Consider the following 19,266-nt stretch of genomic DNA (forward strand, 5'->3'; position numbering starts at 1 on the left):
ATCAATAAAAATATGGCCCACCTTGGTCAATGTCTGAAACTGCAAGCAATGGGGTCTGACGATGAAAGTACGACTGAAAAAACAGAATCGCCAGAAAGCAGGATCTGTCAATCCGACCGGAATTCAAGCAGAATCCCTGACAGATATTCGCCCCATGGACAACCACCTCACCACACCACAGAAACCCCAAACCGAAGATATAAACCATCAGCAAATACAGAAAAACCAGGGCTTTAATTTTGCGGAAATATCAATTTTTGCAGGTGGGGCGCAGGGGTTAACACCGAAAATACAGCCCAAATTTTTCGATCGCCCTGAAAATATAACCCAGCAAAGCAGTATTCCAATTATTCAACGCAAACTCAGCCCAGACCAAATCAAACACGCCAACCGGATTCGCAAAGCCAGAGGACTCGATCTTCTTCCTATCGAGGCAGCAAAGCAACTCAATAATGTCGAAGAAGCCACCGGGCCAGCCCCGGCTGCCAATCAACCCGTCGCTAATCAACAACCTACCCAAACACCTCATCAATCCGATGCGAAACGGTCAGAATCTAACTTCCAAGTTGTTCATGATTATTCAGGGATTAAATCAACCTTTAAAGAATTGAAAAGCTGGGATAAAGTTAAAGAACAATTTAGTAGTGATCAGAAAACCATGTGGCAATTGTTTGACTTTCGCCAATGGTATGTTGATTCATTGATTAGCGTCCTTCGTGATACCTATCCCGGTTTAATTGCCCAATCTGTCGGGAGCGCAGATCCCACCTCAGACTACGACATCACAATTTCTACACCCGGTTCAGGAAAAGACGTGGAAGCAATCAAATGGTTTAATGCTCAAGTTCGTAAAGAATTTGGCGTTGAACCCGGCACAGTATTTGATACTAACTTATATGCCAAAAATTATCTGAAAGTTGAAGAAAATATTGACAATCAAGCTGCTATGGGGGAGCAAAAACCCGATCAAAACCTTGAGCAAGTCGAGGGCGAATTTGGTAAAATAGCTAGTCTTTCCCATGATATGGCAGCTTTAGTCAAACAACGGCGCTACATGAAGCAAGTTGAATGGGATAATTATGTTAATCAAGTTGTTAACAATATTACAGATCCAGAGCAGCAAAAATTCACTCGTAATCAATATGAAGAAGCCGATTCTATTTATCAGATTGCCGCTTCTGAATTGCTAGGTGAAGTCAAGCAAGAAATCAATCAAGACGGAATGAGTGACGAGAAAAAACAAAGGATTCAAGAACACACAAAATTGGGTAAAGCAGAAGAAGAAGTTCTCAGCCAATTGCCGAATAACAAGTACAAGGATGAGATCCGCAAGCAATTATTAGGGGCAGAAGAATTACAGGCAATTACCCATGAAGATTCCGACTTAGTTCTGAAGAAAAGTAATGAGCTTTACCTCGACCGGATGGCTAAAGTTCGTCAACTTCAACAAACAATTCACAAGTTGGGGACGGGTGAACCCACAAAAGTTGAAGCGCTCAAAGCTCAAGTTCAACAAATGTTAGGAGAGGCGTACTTCTATGCCGCAGAAGCCTATCATAGTGAAGGCGCAGTTAAACATATTGTGGCGGGTGTACAGGGAGCTAAAAACCCAAACCAAAAGGCAGCAGTTATGAACTCTCTCAAACCCGAACATTTCTTACAATCTTTTAACGAGCAACTCGGAGATTTTCTCAAAGATTTGAGTCATTATGCCAATGCCCATGATGGGAAAATTTTCTATCGTTCTTCTAAATATCTCTATCGTTTATTTTTGGCTGTGGCGGAGTTACGCCAGTACAAATTTAAGGATTTCCCCAGCCTACAAATAGAGTCTAAGACTGCCCATGAAATTGCTAAAGATATAGATAGTCAATTGGTAGCTATTCGTAAAGGCAATAAAAAATTTGACAGTGAAGATGAAAAGAATCAAGCAGCCGTTGATACAATGAAGGAGATTCTTGGGGTGCAGACTGCATCAGATTTAAAAGTCAAAATTTTAACAATGGCGCAGGAATTTAATGTCAAGGTTCGTAGTCAGATAACCGAACTATCGACTCCTGGTGAAAATACATCTAAGGACTATTTCACAAATATCCAATAGCTTATTTTATTTGCTATAAGGTTCGAGACCAATTACAGCAACCGCCCAGGCGATCGTACGCGTCAAATCCTCTGATTTTTTCTGCTGATAAAACTAAAATTAGACTTAAGTATAGATTTGGTTGTCAATTTTATTGATACAATTAATAAAATTGTAACCCTCCTTGGTCAATGTATTAACCTGCAAGTAATTAATAGGGGCTGACTATGAAAATACAACTGAAAAAACAGAATCGCCATGAAGTAGAATCTGTAAATCAAACCGGAATTCAAGCGAAATCCCTGACAGATATTCGCTCGATGGACAACGCCCTCGCCACACCGCAGAAACCCCAAACCGAAGATATAAACCATCAGCAAATACAGAAAAAACAGGGTTTTAATTTTGCGGAAATCCCGATTACAGGAAACACAGATGGGTCACCATCCAGAATACAACCTAAATTTAATTTATCCCTACAAAAAAAATTAACTGTCGGCGAGGCTGGGGATAAATATGAACAGGAAGCGGATCAGGTAGCCGAAAAAGTTGTACAACAAATTAATACTCCTTCTGGGGAACAGTCAACATCGGGTCAAGGAGTCCAACGTCAGGAAGGGGAAGAAGACGACCTGCAAATGAAACCTGATATTTCCTCAATTCAACGTCAGGAGGAAGAAGAAGAACTGCAAATGAAACCCGATATTTCTGCAATTCAACGTCAGGGAGAGGAAGAAGAAATTCAAGCTAAATCAACCCAACTTGATCAGCAAGTTATGACTGGTGGAGACGCATCAACAGAATTAGAGACATCAATTCAAACTGCTAAAGGGGGTGGACAGCACTTAGATGGGGGACTGCAACGGTCGATGGGGCAAGCAATGGGGGCAGATTTTAGTGGGGTGAAAGTTCATACTGATGCTCAGTCTGATCAATTAAATCAATCAATTCAGGCTAAAGCTTTTACGACAGGACAAGATCTCTTCTTTCGGCAGGGAGCCTATGAGCCCAGTAGCCGAAGTGGACAGGAGTTAATTGCCCATGAGTTAACTCATGTTGTGCAGCAGAATGGGGGTGCTGTGCAGCGCCAACACGCCATCCAGCGAGAAGGCGAGGATGGCTTGGCATCGGCGAAAACACCTAAAGAAGAGGCTTTCGAGACCATTAACCGAAACAAAAAATATAAGGAAAGATTTGCGCAAGAACTCCAAAAAATGGTGAAACGTGAAATCCCCGAAGGTGAAATGTCTCTCATCTGGCAAAGGTTTTCGTCGGCGATGAAACGGCATGAGATCTTGTTACCGCGCTGGAACGAGACCAATTGGGGCGAGGACTCTGAAAGAGCCAAAGCGGTGGATGTGACTGAAATACAGTTAGCCAAATTAGAAGCCTTCAGACAAGACATACAGTTTCTGACTAAAATCGTAGAAACTGGTCAGGGTGAAAAGTTACAGGTTGATAATGTCACTTTATGGAGCAATATTAACATCGGTCGACCCGCCGCTAACAGCCAAGAGTTAAACGAGCAAATGGGCGTATCAGGTGGTGGAACACCACTGAATCGGACAAGTATGGGCGCTTTGTTAGATCTCTTTGCTGTTGGGGCACTTGAAGGCGGCAATGCAGATTTGAAGAACGTCAACGGCGATCTTTTACTGAACGACAACAACTCGTATATGCAGTGGGGAGGATCTTTTAACGTCTGGGCAGCCGTGAGTGCCAACTTTGCCGCTAAAGCTACTGGTGAGGTACATGTGTATGTACCTACGGGGACGGGGACGGGGTCTGTGTTTTGGACGGCTGAGTTACCCGAATTACGGAAAAATCCCTCCATCACGGGCATCTTTATTCACGAATTGAGTGGCGTTGGCAAAGGTGCGGTTGCCCAAGAAAAAGCCAAAACGATTGATCAAATGGAATTGCAGACGATCCTCAAATCACCCGAAGCGTGGACAACTTCTACCATTAGTGGTCTAACGGTCACGGGATCTGGTGGCACAAAGGGTATATCTGCGGGGAAATTGAAGAATATGGGCAACAAATGGAAAAGTAACGCAAAATCAAAATCCTGATCTAAAGTACGACAGCAGAAGAACGCAATGCACGCGGAACTTTTAGGCTTAAAGAAAAGAATAACCCAATCCGAGGAACAGACTCGTCTTGGACTATCTGGAGAAGGACAAAGAGGTGATGAAATTGACCCCTCAATACCCTAAAAAAGCGATACCTACAAAAAGTAAAATGAGAGCGGATTTTCGTTCATGAACATCATAGTAAAGCAGACTACATCAGATTTAAAAGTAAAAATTTTAACAATGGCGCAAGAATTTAATGTCAAGGTTCGTAGTCAGATGACCGAACTATTGACTCCTGGTAGGAATACATCTAAGGACTATTTCAGAAATATCCAATAGCTTATTTTATTTGCCATATTGCATCAAATCCTCTAATTTTTTCTGCTGATAAAACTAAAATTAGACTTAAGTATAGATTTGGTTGTCAATTTTATTGATAAAATTAATAAATAAAAATGTAACCCGCCTTGGTCAATGTATTAAGCTGCAAGTAATGAATGGGGGCTGACTATGAAAATGCAACTGAAAAAACAGAATCGCCATCAAGAAGAAACTGCCAATCAAACGGCTATTCAAGCGAAATCCCTGACAGATATTCGCCCAATGGACAACGCCCTCGCAGCGCCACAGAAACCCCAAACCGAAGACGCCAAAAATCCGCAGGTACAGAAAAAACAGGGCTTTAATTTTGCTGAAATCCCGATTTCAGGAAAGACAGAGGGGTCAGCAGCCAGAATACAACCTAAATTTAATTTATCCCTACAAAAAAAATTAACCGTCGGTCAAGCTGGGGACAAATATGAACAGGAAGCGGATAGTGTAGCGGAAAAAGTGGTCAAACAAATTAATACTCCTACTACAGAAAAAGCCACATCTTCTAAAGGAGTACAACGTCAGGAAGAAGAAGAAGTTCAAGCTAAACCTAATATTTCTGACCTTCAAAGACAAGGAGAAGAAGAAGAAGAAGTTCAAGCTAAACCTAATATTTCTGACCTTCAACGAGAAGGGGAAGAAGAGGAAGAAGTTCAAGCTAAATCTGATAGTTCTGCGATTCAACGAGAGGGAGAAGAAGAGGAAGAAGTTCAAGCTAAAGCTGATAGTTCTGCCATTCAACGAGAGGGAGAAGAAGAGGAAGAAGTTCAAGCTAAAGCTGATAGTTCTGCGATTCAACGAGAGGGAGAAGAAGAGGAAGAAGTTCAAGCTAAATCTGATAGTTCTGCAATTCAACGAGAGGGAGAAGAAGAGGAAGAAGTTCAAGCTAAAGCTGATAGTTCTGCAATTCAACGAGAAGGGGAAGAAGAGGAAGAAGTTCAAGCTAAAGCTGATAGTTCTGCAATTCAACGAGAAGGGGAAGAAGAGGAAGAAATTCAGGCTAAACCCCAAAATAAAGCCCTGGGTGGGGGTGCAGTTTCAACAGATATAGAAACAACAATTCAAAGTGCTAAAAGTGGTGGAAGTCCCCTAGATGCGGGACTACGACGCAAGATGGGGAAAGCAATGGGGGCAGATTTTAGTGGAGTGAAAGTACATACTGATAGTCAATCAGATAAATTAAATCGTTCCCTAAGTTCTCGTGCCTTTGCAACGGGGCCAAATTTGTTTTTTAAACGGGGAGAATATAATCCAGGAAGTCGAAGTGGACAAGAATTAATTGCCCATGAATTAACCCATGTTGTGCAGCAGGGAGCGGGGAGAGTAGATAGACCTCAACGCAAAGAAACTACAATTATGAGTAAGGTCAAAGCTGTTCAAAGAAAACCCCTAAAAGTCATGGAAATAACAACTGGGGCAAACTCAAATTCTTACCAACCTTTGCAACGTAAAGTCCTCGATATCAGACCACTAGATGACTCAACAGTTACTACGAAGACAATAGGACAAACAAGAACAGAACAAATACAAAAGGGGATTACGACATACAACAAAATTCCTGCCGAAGATACGCAATACTCGCAGCAAGAAGAAGATCTAAAGAATCTTAACCAATTGGTGAAAGGTTGGTTAGCAGATAACCAACAATTTAACCGAGCCAAGCCTAAAAATGAGACGGACAAAAATAATAAAAAAAGATATAACGATTTAGATAGAGCTAGGGATGAACTGAATAAAGAATGGGACCGAGTTCAGACACAAAGAAGAGAATCCGGGCAATTGAAAGGTGGGAAATCTCAACAGGATACAAAAGGAGAGCTTAAAAAATATTTTGGGGAGCAAGCTAAGGAGCAAGCTAAGGAAAAATTTGGAGATGATGCGAAGAAGAAAGCTGAGGCAGTTGGCAAGGAAACTGAGGGATTTCTTAAAGACCTTCAGAAAACTGTCCCGGGAAAAGAAAAAGCTAGCTCTCTTGCCACAGATGGTTTGACTTCAGCCATAGGCCACATACCTTTTCTGGGTTCTATAGGGAATTTATTAAAATCAATTGATAGTGTCCGCGATAATTATGCCGCTATGGAAGCACTGAATACGGCAAAATCTAATGCTGTATCAGAAGAGTTACAGGAAGCGACAAAACATGGTTATGGTAAAGTCCGGAGAAGATTTTTGGGATCGGTTGGTAATGTGGTGGGAGCTATTATTGACATTATCGGTGATCTTTTACTGGTTACGGGTGTTGGTGCTTTGGGTTCTGTGATTATCAGCCTGGGAAGAGGGGTAATAACGTTAGTGCATGAGGCTTTCACCAAGGTGAAAGGACTCTACAAATTGTTAAAAGGCACGAAGGGCGTTCATCGGGAGGAAAGTGCTAAAAGGATCATTGAGAAGGCAAGGCTTGGGGAGCAACCCGCTTTGGAACTATTGGTTAAATTAAACCCCATGGGATACACAGACAAACCATTAACCACGGAAACAATGTCTACGAAATTAAAGGGTGATCAAATTACCCACGAGCAATTGAATCAGTTTATTGAAAAATTAGCAGGGCAGTTGAAGTCACAAAATGGCTGATATCTGAAACACAATCAAAATATGGTGTTGATAGAGAATCATTTTCTCTTAGTGGGACTTAAACAAAAATAAGGAGCTAAATAGGTGATAATGATTATATAGCAAGCACATAACATTCAAGAATATTCAAGAATAACGAATGAAAGAGACAACCCCGGCAGCAATGCCCCCTTGCTTCGATAGATGGTGTGGTCGATTTGACGATATTTTCAGCCATCAAGCGCAAAAACGGGAATTTAGGAACTATTTAGGGGGATTATTGGGAGAAAGTGAGCGAAAAAACCTGTCGCAAATGGCGAATAACGCCGTAGGAGTAACTTACCACCGATTACACCACTTTTTAACCGAAGCTCCTTGGTCAGCAATGAAACTAAATCAGCGTCGGCTGGAGGTGATGAATCAGTGTAAGCAAACCCAGATTAGTCGGGGATTTGCTCTAATTATTGATGATTCAGGACATCGAAAAAGCGGAAATTTTACCGATGGAGTCGGACGACAATACATCGGAGAAATCGGAAAAACCGACAATGGAATCGTAGCAGTAACGAGCCATCTATACGATGGCAAAAAAAGCTTACCATTAGATATAGAATTATATCAAAAAGCCGAGTCATTACCCTTAGGAAAAGCCGACCCCGAATTTAAAAAGAAACCAGAAATAGCATTAGAATTAATAGAGAGGAGCTTAGACAGAGGATATCGACCGGGAATTGTGCTAACAGATGCCGGGTATGGAAATAACACAAGTTTTTTACAAGAGTTAGAGAAAAAAGGATTAAAATATATAGGGGGAGTCGCCAAGAATCGAAAGGTAATCCTCAAAAAAGGGGAAGATGAAACCGAGGAAACTCGATTAGATAATTTAGCTAAATCGTTGCCCCAAGGAGCTTTTAGTGAAATTCAACTCCAACTGGAAAAACCCAAAACTGTGTGGGTAGCAACAAAAGAAATTGAATTATCAAAGTATGCAGGGAAGAAAGTAATAGCCATCGTCATGAATGCTGCTACTTTCGACCAAGCCAGTGATATTGATTATTTAATGACTAATGTTGAAGCTTCAAAAGCTACAGGAGAGTGGATAGTAACGACCTATTCACAAAGAAATTGGATAGAAGTTTTTTACAGGGAAGCAAAGGGCTGGTTAGGGCTAAAAGAATATCAAGTCCGAGATAAAAGAAGTCTAATCAGACATTGGATTTTGGTATTTTGTGCCTATACTTTTATTCTCTGGCATAGTTTAACTGGAGGGTTAAGACGTCGATGGGCGAACAAACCCTTAAACACATTTGTTGATGCCCTTGAAGCCTTTCGCACAGCGATTTCTTTTCGATTTGTGGAGTGGCTCCAGGATAATAGGGATGTATTTGCAGCCTATAAAGCTAGTTTAGGCTTTGTTTGGTCTTAATTTTTGTTTAAGTCCCATTAGTTAAAATCCCAGAAACAACCATGAATACCAAAGCTGTTGTTACACCTATCAAAAAAAGTACGCCGACTCCTATTCCCCAACTGTCACCAACGGTGGGATTAACCAGTGTGCGGCTGTTTGTGGATGAATCAACAGCTTTAATGGAGGAGGGAGGAAACCACTAACTAGCAAAAATTAGCAGGTTCTCCTTGTCCCACACCGAAAATACGACCGGATCAGAATTTTAAAAAGAAAGGAATCTTGTGGCAATCGGGGTTTAACTGTTTTTGATTATACTGAAGTCTATTTGATTTTCAAACTTTTTTTTGATAGAATCAACTAAGGATTGATCGTTTCTAATGTATTGGGAATCAAGCAATGGGGTCTGTACGATGAAAATACAACTAAAAAAACAGAATCGCCATGAAGTAGAATCTGTCAATCAAACCGGAATTCAAGCGAAATCCCTAACAGGTATTCGCCCCATAGACAGTGCCTTCGCAGCCCCACAGAAGCCCCAAACCGAAGAAATAAACCATCAGCAAATACAGAAAAAACAGGGCTTTAATTTTGCTGAAATCCCGATTTCAGGAAAGACAGAGGGGTCAGCAGCCAGAATACAACCTAAATTTAATTTATCCCTACAAAAAAAATTAACCGTCGGTCAAGCTGGGGACAAATATGAACAGGAAGCGGATAGTGTAGCTGAAAAAGTGGTCAAACAAATTAATACTCCTACTACAGAAAAAGCCACATCTTCTAAAGGAGTACAACGTCAGGAAGCAGAGGAAGAAGTTCAAGCTAAACCTAATATTTCAGACCTTCAAAGACAAGGGGAAGAAGAGGAAGAAGTTCAAGCTAAATCTGATAGTTCTGCAATTCAACGGGAAGGAGAAGAAGAGGAAGAAGTTCAAGCTAAAGCTGATAGTTCTGCTATTCAACGAGAAGGGGAAGAAGAGGAAGAAGTTCAAGCTAAAGCTGATAGTTCTAATATTCAACGAGAAGGGGAAGAAGAAGAAGAAATTCAGGCTAAACCTGATAGTTCTAATATTCAACGAGAGGGAGAAGAAGAAGAAATTCAAGCTAAACCCCAAAATAAATCCCTGGGTGGGGGTGCAGTTTCAACAGATATAGAAACAACAATTCAAAGTGCTAAAAGTGGTGGAAGTCCCCTAGATGCGGGAATGCAACGCAAGATGGGAAAAGCAATGGGGGCTGATTTTAGTGGAGTGAAAGTACATACTGATAGTCAATCAGATAAATTGAATCGTTCCCTAAGTTCTCGTGCCTTTGCAACGGGGCCAAATTTGTTTTTTAAACGGGGAGAATATAATCCAGGAAGTCGAAGTGGACAGGAATTAATTGCCCATGAATTAACCCATGTTGTGCAGCAGGGGGCAAGTAAAATTCAATCAAAAAGAGAATCTTTCTCTAATGTCAAGATCTCATACCAGCTACAAATGAAACCTGTTTTGGTGAAGGAAAAAACTGAGGCAAGAACTCAGGATGATAAGAAAATTAAAGATAATAAACCTTATGAAAAAGGTAACATTGTTGAAATCAGTGATAATAATGATGATCATAAAAAAAATCCAAAAGGCAAAATAGAATGGTATCAGATTAAAGATAGCACCCCTCCTAAGTATATTCGAGCAGAAAAGGTGATGGATTTTGAACCTAGTAAAGAAGCATCAGAACAAGAACAAGAGAAGGGGAATGATTTAAAAGTCAGTAAAGAGGATTTAGAAGCTATACAAGATTTGATATCTGTAGAAACATGGCAATTAACAAAACATGGAAAAACAGAAAACAAGAAAACTGAAAAAGCTCAAAGACTAGATATGGAAAAAGGATTTTTAGAGGACAAACATATCCAGGCTATAAAATCCTTAAGCCAAAGTGAAAATGGGCAAAAATATCTTAAACAATATGATTTTCTCACACAACAAGAAGTTGAAGAAAAAGCAAAAGACAAGAAGACCGCAGGTGATTGGCATAGGCAGAAGAAGCATCGTAATTATGTTGGGATTGTTCCTTTAGCAACAGGGGGTCATATCCTTAGCCACATCTATCGTCTTCAAATTGCTACAGCCCAGAGAGATTTGGGGATAGCTGATGATCAATACAAGCAAACTCTTGGATATTTGCGTTATGAAGCTCAACAGCTTAAAAGTGGAGAAAATAAAGAACAATTCAAGGAAACTATTTATGGAAAAGATACCGATATGTGGGAGAAAACCCTAGAAGGAAAATCCGATAATGCAAAGCCTGAATTTCAGGAACAGGCTAAAAAATACTCAGAACAAACGGAATCAGCAAAAAATATTTTACAAAGGATTTTTATTATTCTCCACGATGGCTTAAAATATCGTAAGGATGAGAAAGAGCCTTTTGAAAAGGATTGGCCAGCACAAACAGCCGTTGCCCTGTCTCACGGAGGCCGTGTGATGGTTAAATTACCCCCACTTGCTGATAATACAAAAGATCGAAACGAGTTTATTAATTGGCTTTTAGGCAATGACTCTCAAGAAAAAGATAAAAGAGGATCGACACTTAAACCTAACCAGGCCAAAAAAGAAAACACTGAATATCACAAAGCCAAAGTAGATACTCGTATAGCTTCGACCCATGATATTAACATAGATAACAAAGGAACATTTAAAGAGTTAAAAGGAAATAATTTTAGCAAAGGTCAATCCGAAGAACATTATGGTATGGATATACCCCTGGGCGGGCTTGGTCAAGAAGATCTAGCAGGTGGAGTGATTCTACCCGATGGTAGTCATGGTCATATGTACATTTTCTATGAACCGCCAACCCTGGACAAACCCGGTGGCTTGCTCATCGGGGCAGAAACCTCCAGAATGGCTCATGCCGATATTTATGGTCAATATCATGATGCAACGGGAACCAGTGCTGAATTTTCCTCTACAGGTACTAGCAAAGAAGGAAGAATTGGTGCTGAAATCGGAGGTCGGATAGTTGACTATACTAAAGATGGGAAGGGTAAAGAAGTCGCAGACCCCAATTGGTTACAACAGTTACAGCAAGCCGAACAAAATGTGCAAGCTGGTCTAATAACATCCAAAGAATTAGTGGGTAAAGCCAGTAAAGAAGTTGAACAAAAGCTGTTTGGCGATCGCCCATCAAAAAGACCAGAAGAACAACCCCCATCCACGGAAAATGCTAACAACTCGGCTAGTTCAGAAATTGAGGATGAGAGCATGAATCAGAAAATACAAAACGATGTAAATACAGAACAAAAAGAAGAGGAACAACCATGAATACCAAAGCTGTTGTTACACCCGTCAAAAAAAGTACGCCGACTCCCATTCCCCAACTATCACCAACGGTGGGATTAACCAGTGTGCGGCCCTTTGCGGATGAACAACTAGCTTTAAAAGAAGATGACAGTACCAGCGAACAAAAATTAGCAGGGGCGGCTCCTCCACCACCCGAAATACAACGGAATCAGAATATTAATTCCGGCTATAATTTTGGTCAAATTTCGATTAGTGAATATATTCCCGCCACACCGCAAGCCAAGTTAGTTGTGGGTGCGCCTGGGGATAAATACGAGAAAGAAGCCGATGCAATGGCGGATAAAGTCGTGGCGATGACGGTTCCAGTGCAGAAGCAGGAGGAGCAGGGGAGCAGGGGGAGAAGAGAAGCAGGGGGAGAAGAGGAGCAGGGGGAGCAGGGGGAGGTCAGCCTCAAACCGACAACGGACACCATTCAACCTCCACCGGAAGAAGAGGGAACCATTCACCTCAAACCCTTAACAGAAAGTATTCAACAGCGCCACGAAGAAGATGGAACCGTTCACCTCAAACCCCTAGCCCAAACAATTCAGCGATATGAACAAGAAGCAACCCTTCACCTGAAACGGTTAAGCGGAATTCTTCAACAAAAGGAAATAGAAGGGGTCGTTCACCTCAAAGCCATAGATAACCATATTCCATCAGGGATTAGCCAAACCCTGAAACAGTCTACCTTGATCTCCCGCCAAGGAAACGGCGGATTTGCAGCCAGCGAGAATATTGAAACTCGCGTTAAAAGTAGCAAAGGCGGCGGGAACCCCCTACCGGACGAAACCCGTGGTTTCATGGAAGACAGATTTGGGAATGACTTTAGTGGGGTCAAAGTTCATACGGGTTCCGATGCGGTTCAATTAAGTAAAGATCTCGGTGCTCAAGCGTTTACCCATGAGCAAGATGTCTATTTTAATTCGGGTAAATATTCACCCCATACCGACGAAGGGAAGAAACTTCTCGCCCATGAACTCACCCACACAATTCAACAAACCGGCCCTAAAATTAAACCCAAATCTCTGAGTCGGAAAAATCAAAAAAAATCCCAAATTCAGCGTCAAATCCAACCTTCTCCGGTTAAAAATGGAGTTAAAAAAAATCCGCCCTTGAATCTCTCCGGCTTAAAAACATTACCGGAACAATCTCTACAAAAAGAAGATAAAAATAAGTCTCAACCCGCTACCTCAAAAACCGAAGAGAAAAAAGCGACGACAACCGATACTAAAGCTGAAGCCACCACCGAAACCAAGACTGAGGAAGCATCAGTTACTAAAGGGGATACGAAAGAAACAGCCGAAACTAAGTCAGAGGAACGGAAAAAGACCGTTGACAAAGAAAAAGAAGACGCGAAGAAAGAACTCTCAGAGGAAAAGTACAGTGATGATGATAAAGGCGCTGAACTAAAAAAATATTTAGCGGCGGAATCTTTGAAAAAAGTTGAAACTCAAACCGCTAAAGTTAAGGAAGATACAGATACCGTTAAAAATAAAGTTAAATCCGGTGAAACTGGGGAGAATTTAGGAAAATTAGAGAAAGAAAGTGGGGAAAAAATAGAATCTCAGACTAAACAAGAAAGTCAAGAAGCTGAAACAAAAGTTAAAGATAAAGCCGACGAAAAAGGCAAACAAGATGCAAGCGGTCAAAATCCCCCGAAAGAGAGTGTGCCGCTTCCGCTTAAAGTCGAACCCGGGGCTGTAGAAAATCCTCAAGGCCCTCTTGAGCAAACGGATCAGCCCGAAGCCGTCCCACCCATCCCGGAAGGGGAAGCGAAAATCGCCGACACTTCACCGATCGCCGTCCCCGAAGTCAGAGGTGATCAAGCGCCAACGACACCCGAAGCAGACCCCGCTTTTCAGGCAGTGATTAAACAGTCCAAACAACAAGCCGATCAGCAGTCCAGTCACCAGTCACCCAAATCCGCCGCCGAGGAAGCCCAAACCGCCGCCCAAGATCCCGACCAACAAATGCGGGAAGCCCAAGCGACAAAAATGGATGATCTAAAGGATAAAAAACCGAAACCCTTTGACCGCAAAGTTTTTGAAGACAGTTTATTAGAAAAATTACAGTTAGTTAAACCCAAAAACGCGGATCAAGCTGATAATTTTGCTAGTAGTGGCAAAACCGATGATATTAAAAATGCTTTAAATACCGAAGTTAAAGGAGCCAAAAAAGAATCGGGCGGGGGTTTACCAGAGGAAAGTAAAGCACCCCCAGAACCGGCTGCCGAACAACCTAAAAATGTTGATGAGTTGGAACCGACTCAGGAAGTTGTGGGGGCTGTACCCCCGGAAATTGAAGCGGAAAAAGCCGTTCCCAAGCCAAAAACAGACAAGGAAATTGAAGAACCTTTAGCAAAAACAACCGAGAATTTAGAGGGTGCGTTTGGTGAGATTCAGGCGAAGTCAATAGTTGGCTCTAGCAGTGATCCTGATGAAGTTCAAGCCGATCAAGTGGCGGAACAAGTGATGGCGACGCCCGAACCCCAATCTCTACAACTAGAACCAGAGGAATCATCAATTCAACTCTCTCTCTCGGAAACGATTCAACTGCTTCCCGAAGTCTTGATTCAACGCAAAGAAGAAGTTAAACCCCAGTCCGTTGCCCAACCGGATTCAGAAGTTCCCCTGAATGTAGACCGTTTAGAAACCTGGAAAGATGAGGGCGGGGGGCAAGCCTTAGATGCCTTAAAAGAAGCCAAGACCCATGCTACCACAGAAGGCCCCAAAAAATTCCGTCAAGAAGAACAGGAAACCCTGACGACGGCCAAAACTGACGCCCAGGCATCGGCTAAACAGTCCAATCAGGATATGTATGCAACTCGTACAGAGTCAATGGAGCAGACCGGAGATTCCCAAGAGGCAACCAAGACTCAGGACGAAATTAAACGGACTGAAATTAATACCAATATCCAAAGTATTTTTGACAAAACTCAGGGGAGTGTTAAGGGTATTTTGGGGAAAATGGATAGTGATGTTAATACTGAGTTTAATCGCGGGATTAGTGCGGCTAAAAATGCTTTTGAAGGTCATGTTAAAAGGAGAATGGCTGAGTATAAGGATAGACGCTATACTTTGGTATTTCCGATTAAATTACCTAAGCCTTACTGGTTTGGGATCAGAATGGTGAAAGTCGGGGAACTTCGCATTTTTGACTTTATTACCTGGATTAGAGATAAGTTTGCTGGCTTACCCGATGAAGTTAATGTTTTTTATGAAGAAGGAAAAAAACTATATATTGAAGAAGTTAAAAAAAGTATCTCTAATATTGGTGGAATTGTTGAAAAAGGATTAACCGCAGCCCAAACAGAAGTTAACCAAGGGCGAGAAAAAGTCAATGCTTATGTACAATCTTTACCAAAAGACCTGCAAGAAATTGGGGCTCAATCGGCGGCGGATGTGCAAACTAAATTTGATCAACTTGAGCAGAGTATTAGCGATAAACAAAATCAACTCCTGGAAGATTTAACTAAAAAATATCAATCTAGTTTAAAAGAACTCGATAAACGCATTGAACAGTTAAAAGCCGAAAATGCCAGCTTAATTAGTAAAGCTTTAAAATTTATTGCGGATTTAGCTAAGAATATTATTAAAATTCTCCTCTGGCCGATTAAGAAAATGTTAAGTATTTTTATTGGATCTCTGGCCGAGGATGTGATTGATGCCCTGATCGATGATCCGGTGCTATTTATGAAGAATCTCTTTAAAGGGATTGGAGATGGAATTAAGAATTTTGCTAATAATATTGCGAAACATTTACTCAATGGTTTAATTACTTGGTTATTTGGTAATTTAGGAGACTTAAAACTTCCTGAAAAATTTGATTTGAAAGGATTTTTAGATATTATTTTACAGGTTTTAGGTTTAACAAAAGAATATATTTTTGGCATTGTTGAAAATATATTAGGTGGGCCAGCTACGAAATTAATTCAGTTTATTCTCGATGTTGTTCTCAAAAAAGGCCTGGATAGTCTCAACTATCTTTGGGACTTAGTTAAATTGGTCGTAGAAGCTGGCCCCGATGTGATTATGACCTTAATCAATGAAGGGGTAGAAGCCGTAGAAACTTTCCCGGATGCTGTACAGAACATCTTAGGAAGTGTTACTGGTGGCCTGGGCGGTATTCTGGGATTTGCTAAGGATTTAATCGGGTCTTTAGGAGAAGACGCCCTTGACTTTATTTCAGGCCTGCAACCGGGCGTAAAATTTATTTTCACCTTCTTTAGTACCTTAATTAAAGATGGTATATCAGGGGTTTGGGAGTTCATCAAATCCTCTTTGGATGATATGAAAAAAATCTTCCTCAAAGGTTTGATGGAAATGGCAATTGTGGAAATTGTCAAGGGGGGGATTAGTTGGCTGATTGGGATGATGAATCCAGCGTCAGGAATTGCTAAAATTGCTAAAGTGATTTTTGATGTGATTTGCTTTTTTGTGGAAAAACGGGAAGATATTAAACTCTTTGTCCAAGCAATTTTAGATACTTTAAAAGCCATTTGTGACGGGACTCCGGCGGTGATGGCGATGATGATTGAACAGGCTTTGGCTAAAATGATTCCTGTTTTATTAGGATTCTTAGCGTCTCTAATTGGTGTTGGGGGAATTCCTAGTAAAATTAAGAAAATTGTGACTACATTAAAAGCACCTGTGGATAAAACTATCGGGGGAATATTTGGAGGAGCAGCCGCTTTCTTTGGTGGCGGGAAAAGCAAGAAAGGAAAAACAGCCCGCAAAGGCAAAGGCACAAATTCTCAAGCTACAAAGGCTAAAAACACAAAGGCTAAAGACAAGAAAAATAAAGACAAGAAAAATAAAGATAAAAAACAACCTCAGAATGATGCCCAGAAACAAATTAAAGGCGCGGGTCATCACACTCAAAATATAGCGAGAAATCTCCGAGATCCTGATGCCGTAGGTCAAAAACTCTCAGGAATTCAGTCTAAACATAAACTGAAACAGTTGAAGTTGACTAAAAAAGGTAAAAATAAATATCAAATTGTCGGTCAAGCGGAAGCTACTAAAGTTCAACGGTCGGCTGAATCTGCTTGGAAAGATAAGAAAAATGAACTCGTTGTCAAACAGAAAATTAAAGGGGATAAGAAGAAAGCTAGTTTGACACTAACGGCCAAATTAATGGATAAGAAAAAGATTTTGCCTAAAGTTGCTAAAAAACTTAAATCAATTATCAAGAAAAAACCTAAAGCAAAATTAGTAAAAAGTCAACTTCCGGCTTTGAAATCTCAATATAAACTCAAAACCTTAAGTCTAAATATCCTGAAACCCGATGGCAGTAAATATGTGATTACTGGGGTTGCTCCCGATGACGATAAATCAACAAAAGCCCAGCGCCAAGCTGCCGGAACTGATCAAATGCTTGATGCTGATTCCGGCGTAGAAACAGCGATTCAGCGTTCCCTTGGTCAAGGTCAACCCCTACCTACCCCCGTGCGGGAACCGATGGAAAATGCCTTTGGTTTTGACTTTGCCCAGGTACGGGTTCATCATGATACCGAAGGCGATCGCCTTAGTCGCTCCCTCGACGCCCGCGCCTTTACCACCGGATCTGATGTTTTCTTCCGCCAAGGTAATTATGAACCTGAAAGTCCTAGTGGTAAAAGGCTCCTCGCTCACGAACTTACCCACGTTGTCCAACAGTCCGGTGAATCCCCCCTGTTGTCTCGCACGGTGCAGCGAGTCAGTGAGGAAGTGCCTTACTTTGTTCAGAGAGAAGCAGAAAACAGTTCAGGGGATTCAGAAGCTTTAGACAAGAGTGAAAATCCCCCAAAATCCGATAAAAACAGCCAAACGTCAGCGCTTGTCGGTGCGGGACTTCTGATTGGGGGCAGTATGTTAGTATCAGGTCTTAGCATGGGTTTTGGAGGTGGCGGCGGTAAACAAAAAGAACAGGCTAATATCACTCAAAGCATTCGGGGTAATAAACTGACGATGCGGGTGATGATTACAAAACAGCAAGGTCAGGATGAGCAAAAAGATCAACGCAAGAAAAAAGGTTCATCCGTTGCTAATAATTTGGCTTTACCCGATGATATTGTTGATGATATCGTCACCTTAATTCAACAAATTGTTAATCAATATCCAGACCCCGATATTGTTCAGAAAAAACTGGATAAACTCTGTGTTGATTTTGACTTAGATTTGCTGAAAGTCGTGGGTTCTGCCACTATTGGTAATAGCATCAGCTACGATATTCAGGTCAAAGGCTGTCCCCAAGAACCGACGGATGAAAATAACGCAGCGATCGCTAAAAATTTAGATAATCTCACACCTAAAGAACCTGAAACTAGACCCAGAAGCGGTAGTTTATTGGGAGGGTTGTTAAGTCAAGTATCTAAGTCTAAAAAAGACAGCAAAACCAAAGACGGCAAAACCAAAGAAGATCAACCAGAAAAAACTCCCAAAGCTCAAGAAGAAAAGCAAAAAACTAATCCTGAAAAAACCCAAAAAGAAGCAGAAGATGACGCTAAATCTAATCAAGCTCAGGAAGAATTGGCAGACGAAAAAGAAGCTGCTAAATCTCAATCTAAGCAAGGCAATAAGCTAGGCAAAAACCCGCTTGACGTTAATACTAAAGTTAAGCGAATTGATCCTGCAACCGTTGAAATTTCTGTTCGGGCTGATCCGAAGAAAAAATAGAGTTTCCTTACTTTCCAAAACTGGACTTATCTGGGTTGATTTAGACTAAAGTAGAATAGGATTTGTACAGAAATCATGTAATACTAACGGCAACATCAACGGTAAGTTTCTCAGGGTCAGTCTAATTCAGGGGCATGGTTATGAAAGCATTTCAACGAAAACGGAATATTCAAAACACCCATCATGATATTCAGCCTGTCCAGGCACAATTTCAGTCCCGTCCCTTTGCAGAACCGCAAGCAGAAACGAAGTCAGTTAGTGAAAATACTTCCTCTTTACAGTCGGGAAACTCTAAACCAGGGTTTAACTTTGCCGAAATTCCCCTTTATCCAACACAACCTCAAGTTACTGCACCCGTTCAACCTAAATTTACCTTCGCTCAAGCTAAATTAGAATCAGGTATTGTCCAACGGGAAGAACAGGAAGAAGAACCTCAAGCTAAATTAGAATCAGGTGTTGTCCAACGTTCAGAAGAAGATGATGAACCTCAAGCTAAATTAGAATCGGGTATTGTCCAACGGGAAGAACAGGAAGATGAGCCTCAAGCTAAATTAGAGTCGGGTATTGTTCAACGTTCAGAAGAAGAAGAAGAACCTCAAGCTAAATTAGAATCAAGTATTGTCCAACGGGAAGAACAGGAAGATGAGCCTCAAGCTAAATTAGAGTCGGGTATTGTTCAACGTTCAGAAGAAGAAGAAGAACCTCAAGCTAAATTAGAGTCGGGTATTGTTCAACGCTCAGAAGAAGATGATGAACCTCAAGCGAAATTAGAGTCGGGGATTGTTCAACGGGGAGAACA

At 41.3% G+C, this 19,266-nt stretch carries 7 protein-coding genes and 1 pseudogene; all 8 read left to right on the forward strand.

Annotated elements, in window-relative coordinates; translation table 11 throughout:
* The first annotated feature begins 61 nt into the window (after nt 1-61).
* Nucleotides 62-2,101 (forward strand): hypothetical protein, encoded by a 2,040-nt coding sequence (locus tag PL9631_RS16590; RefSeq protein WP_083621983.1) that lies wholly within the window; start codon nt 62-64, stop codon nt 2,099-2,101.
* A gap of 206 nt (nt 2,102-2,307) precedes the next feature.
* Nucleotides 2,308-4,152, forward strand: a complete 1,845-nt coding sequence (locus PL9631_RS16595) for an eCIS core domain-containing protein (protein WP_197046390.1) — start codon at nt 2,308-2,310, stop codon at nt 4,150-4,152.
* A gap of 513 nt (nt 4,153-4,665) precedes the next feature.
* Entirely contained in the window at nt 4,666-7,101 is a 2,436-nt protein-coding gene (locus tag PL9631_RS16600) for an eCIS core domain-containing protein (RefSeq protein ID WP_083621985.1), read from the forward strand.
* Nucleotides 7,102-7,240: 139 nt separating this feature from the next.
* Entirely contained in the window at nt 7,241-8,506 is a 1,266-nt protein-coding gene (locus PL9631_RS16605; RefSeq protein WP_083621987.1) for an IS701 family transposase, read from the forward strand.
* A 41-nt stretch (nt 8,507-8,547) separates the two neighbouring features.
* Nucleotides 8,548-8,691, forward strand: coding sequence for a hypothetical protein (locus PL9631_RS16610; RefSeq protein WP_156090595.1), 144 nt, complete (start codon nt 8,548-8,550; stop codon nt 8,689-8,691).
* Nucleotides 8,692-8,898: 207 nt separating this feature from the next.
* Nucleotides 8,899-11,790 carry an eCIS core domain-containing protein gene (locus PL9631_RS16615; protein ID WP_083621988.1) on the forward strand — a complete coding sequence of 964 codons (2,892 nt, stop codon included), beginning with the start codon at nt 8,899-8,901 and terminating at the stop codon, nt 11,788-11,790.
* Nucleotides 11,787-18,467, forward strand: a complete 6,681-nt coding sequence (locus tag PL9631_RS16620; RefSeq protein ID WP_083621990.1) for an eCIS core domain-containing protein — start codon at nt 11,787-11,789, stop codon at nt 18,465-18,467. The genes PL9631_RS16615 and PL9631_RS16620 overlap by 4 nt, the downstream gene beginning before the upstream one ends.
* A gap of 140 nt (nt 18,468-18,607) precedes the next feature.
* Nucleotides 18,608-19,266, forward strand: a pseudogene (locus PL9631_RS26200) (hypothetical protein); the annotation flags it as partial.

Source organism: Planktothrix paucivesiculata PCC 9631, from assembly GCF_900009265.2.
Classification (GTDB): Bacteria; Cyanobacteriota; Cyanobacteriia; order Cyanobacteriales; family Microcoleaceae; genus Planktothrix; species Planktothrix paucivesiculata.